This is a genomic window from Yaniella sp. (assembly GCF_030453185.1).
Taxonomy (GTDB): Bacteria; Actinomycetota; Actinomycetes; order Actinomycetales; family Micrococcaceae; genus Yaniella.
This window is the reverse complement of sequence record NZ_JAKDKW010000129.1, coordinates 1-3,847: the sequence shown is the minus strand read 5'-3', so window position 1 is coordinate 3,847 and position 3,847 is coordinate 1. Positions and strand designations below refer to the sequence as shown.

General features: G+C 57.3%; 2 protein-coding genes and 1 pseudogene. All 3 read left to right on the top strand.

Translation table 11 applies throughout. From position 1 onward, the window contains the following. The first annotated feature begins 221 nt into the window (after positions 1-221). Positions 222-911, top strand: a complete 690-nt coding sequence (locus L0H14_RS12025) for a TetR family transcriptional regulator (protein ID WP_101598864.1) — start codon at positions 222-224, stop codon at positions 909-911. Then, the gene (locus L0H14_RS12020; RefSeq protein ID WP_180959783.1) at positions 911-3,574 is read left to right on the top strand and encodes an ABC transporter ATP-binding protein/permease; all 2,664 of its coding nucleotides are present in this window, start codon (positions 911-913) and stop codon (positions 3,572-3,574) included. Before L0H14_RS12025 ends, L0H14_RS12020 begins: the two co-directional genes overlap by 1 nt. Then, positions 3,571-3,847 (top strand): annotated as a pseudogene (locus tag L0H14_RS12015) (iron ABC transporter permease); the annotation flags it as partial. The gene L0H14_RS12020 and the pseudogene L0H14_RS12015, both read left to right, overlap by 4 nt.

Genomic DNA, 3,847 nt, shown 5'->3' with positions numbered 1-3,847 from the left:
CACTTCTTCAGTTAAACCGCCGAACTCACACCAAATTTATCGGTGGATCCAGGCTTACATACTGGGTGGTGACACTGCCACGCTCATGTCGACCATGGCGCGGAAGCCACGACGGATTGCATTAGTCAGGCGCCCGATCAGTCTGGACCACCCTGTCTTTCCTGTTCATCTTAGGCTACCCTTAGTTACTGGTGGCAACTAACCTGGATTGGCGGTACTGAATGGAGAAGCAAATTGGCGGTCGTCCTCGTCAGATCGAAGTCGAGGATATTCTTCGAGCGAGCCGAGCGGTCGGAATGCGGGCATTGAGTCTGAACGCCGTTGCCAGTCGACTCGACGTATCGGCTGCCGCACTATATCGCCATGTTGAGGGACGCTGGGGTCTTGAACGTCTGCTAGGCGAACAGCTTCTCGGTGAATTGCAATTGCACGACGATCCCGCCCATGACCCGGTGCAACACTTACTGTCCTTCGGGCTGCAGTTGCGCGAGCACAGTATCGAGCATCCCGGTTTGGTCACCTACCTTCAGACACTGTTTCCGCGGGGCGAAGGTGGCCGGGCACTACTCTCAACCGAAGTCGAAGCGCTTGTTCGACGCGGCTATGCACCAGATGCCGCCATTGTGCTTGCAAGTGCCGTTGCATCCACGACCATCGGATATGCGGCGGCAGAAGAGTCCCAACAACTGCACGCTAAAGAACTCGATGCGCAACGAACTCACGCAACGCAGGGACTCCTAGCGGATGCTCACCTGCACCAACCCCACAGTGTGCTACCGCAGATTGACTCGGATTCATACGTGCGCTTACTACTGACCGCAGCAATCCGGGGGTTCGTTGACATTGCTCCGCCGGGACGCGACGTGGAAATATTTTTGGCAGAACTACGAGCTATAGGACAAGGAATCTGATGGCCAAGCGGGGATTCAACGGTGTGCTCATGCGCACCTTCGGCGCACAGGACCACATCGCCACGGTTATTGACAAGGAATATCTCACCCCAAAATATTTGCGGATACGGTTGGTTTCACCGACTCTCTTTGACGAAGCCGAATCAGGGCCCGCAGTATATTTACGGTTTTGGTTTCCAGATCCTGACGGCAGCGGCGTTGAACACCAACGCGGATACACTATCGTCGAAGCGAACGAAGACACCGGTGAGTTCACCATCGATGTTGTACTCCACGAGCCCAGCGGTCCCGCTTCGACTTGGGCCGTGGCTGCTAAGCCGGGCATGCGCGTGGCGGTTATGGCTTTGGGTTCAGTCAAATTCGAAGTTCCTGAGGAATTGCCCGCTGCCTACCTACTCATCGGTGACTCGGCATCGATCCCGGCAATCAATGGCATCCTGGAGACCATTCCCAAACATCTCCAAGTTGACCTCTATTTGGAAGAGCATGACCCGGATGACCAACTGATTCCGCTCACCTCCCACCCGCGGCTCACCACGCATTGGGTGCCGTACCGTGGCCCCGAAACACTTGCAGCTGCGATCGAACCCCGTGACTGGTCGAATTGGTACGCGTGGGTTGCACCTGAGTCCGGAACATTAAAACATCTTCGGCCTCGGTTACGCGATGAGTTCGGCTTCCCGAAATCCGAACTGCATTTGCATGCGTACTGGGTTCGGGGGCGGGCAATGGGGAAGAATCGTTCACAAGACGAGGCGAGTACGACATCGCACCCCACACCAGAAGCGACCACCCCAGCAGAGCCAGTTCAGATACCCCAACAAAACGATGAAATGACCGGAAAACAGGCAGCGACCAGCCAGTGGCGCTCCCAATCTGGTCGACGCCTCCTCAAACCCCTTAAATCAACATTCATAATCGCGGGGGTGGTGCAAGCGCTGGTTACCCTCATGCAGCTGGCACCATTCTTTCTACTTGTCGAGCTGTCCCGCATGCTCCTCACCGGGGCAGCGCGCCAGGCACTAATATCGGTCGGGATCTGGGCAGTGGTCCTCATCGGGGCCGGTGTGTTGTTCTCGTCAGCATTATTACTGTGGCTGCACTGGATCGATGCCAGGTTCGAGCGGGAGTTGCGGGGCAGGATGCTGCGTAAACTCTCACGTCTGCCGCTTGGCTGGTTCGACTCACGCACGTCGGGGCAAGTTAAACAACTCGTACAGGACGATACATTCGCGTTACATTATCTTGTGACACATGCGGTACCGGATGCCGTTGCAGCTGTTGTTGCACCCCTCGGGGTGCTCGGGTACCTTTTCGTCGTTGACTGGCGGATGGCACTACTGCTCTTTGTACCGGTGCTCGTCTATATCATCACGATGTACATCATGTTGGTGCAATCTGGAGTCAAAACCGCGCAGTCGCTCCGTTGGGCCGACCGGATGAATAGTGAAGCAGGCAGCTATCTGGAAGGTCAACCCGTAGTGCGAGTATTTGGCGGAGCCACAGCGTCGACCTTCCACAATCGACTCAGTGAGTACATCGCGTTCTTAAACGACTGGCAACGACCGTTCAACGGGCAGAAGTCACTCATGGATCTGGCCACCCGCCCCGCAACTTTTCTGCTGGTCATAACGTCATTCGGCACACTTTTTGTCACCACGGGCAGTATGGATCCGGTGGCCCTACTCCCGTTCCTCTTCCTCGGGACGACCTTCGGCGGGAGATTGCTTGGGATCGGCTACGGCCTATCAGGTCTGCGCACCGGACTCTTAGCCGCCAAACGCGTGCAGCTCGTACTCGATGAACGTGAGCTCGAAGTGGAAAACCCAGTCCAAGCGGATGTCAACAACGACCCGATGACATCCCCTGCGACGGCATCCGGCAAGGTGACCTTCGACAAGGTGAACTTTTCGTACGTTCCGGGAGTTCCAACTCTGGAAGACATTTCTCTCACCCTCCAACCGGGGACTGTTACCGCGTTGGTGGGGTCCTCTGGATCCGGAAAATCTACCCTGGCAGCACTACTAGCGCGGTTCCACGATGTTGATGCGGGCTCGATCCGGATCGATGGACAGGATATCCGGGGGCTCACCCCCGATGAACTTTATGCTCGTGTCGGATTTGTGTTCCAGCAGACGCAACTTGTGCAAGGCACCGTACGCGACAACATCGCACTCGCGCAGCCCGAAGCGACTGATGAACAGGTGGAACAAGCGGCCCGTTCCGCCCAACTTCACGACCGTATTCTACGCATGCCCAACGGGTATGACACACTACTGGGGCCGGATGCGGCACTGTCAGGTGGCGAACGCCAGCGCCTGACAATTGCTCGTGCCATCCTTGCGGATACTCCGATCCTGGTGCTCGATGAAGCCACCGCCTTCGCTGATCCGGAATCGGAATACCTCGTGCAGCAGGCTCTCAATCAGCTCACGCAAAACCGTACGGTACTGGTGATCGCGCACCGCTTGCACACCATTACCGCTGTCGACCGCATCGTTGTCGTTGACCACGGCCGCGTAGTCGAAACCGGCACTCACAAACATCTGCTGGCTTGTGGCGGACGATACCGCCAGCTCTGGGACGCAGCTGGCTCCCACGCTTCCCACCACGGCGCCCACACCCCGGTCTCACACGCCGCTTCGATTGAGGACACCCAATGATTCGCACCTTACTCGCGCTCCTACCCACCGGTAGTACTCGAGCTGTCATCGCCCATCTCATCCTCACCGTAGTAAGTGTCATCATGCGGGCCGCCGGCACAGTGCTGCTCGTGCCCCTGATAGCCGCACTTTTCGGTGTGCAGCCCGCCGATGCCTGGGGCTGGGTCGGGCTGCTGGCGCTTGTGACCGCCGTCGGCTGGGTGGTCGACTGGTATATTTCACGCATCGGTTTTAATCTCGGTTTTGGGTTGCTTGACGAGAGCCAGCATGCGA

What these genes read in the sequence shown, in the direction of transcription:
- L0H14_RS12025 (WP_101598864.1), top strand. Translation starts at nt 222, where the DNA reads ATGGAGAAGCAAATTGGCGGTCGTCCTCGTCAGATCGAAGTCGAGGAT.
- L0H14_RS12020 (WP_180959783.1), top strand. Translation starts at nt 911, where the DNA reads ATGGCCAAGCGGGGATTCAACGGTGTGCTCATGCGCACCTTCGGCGCA.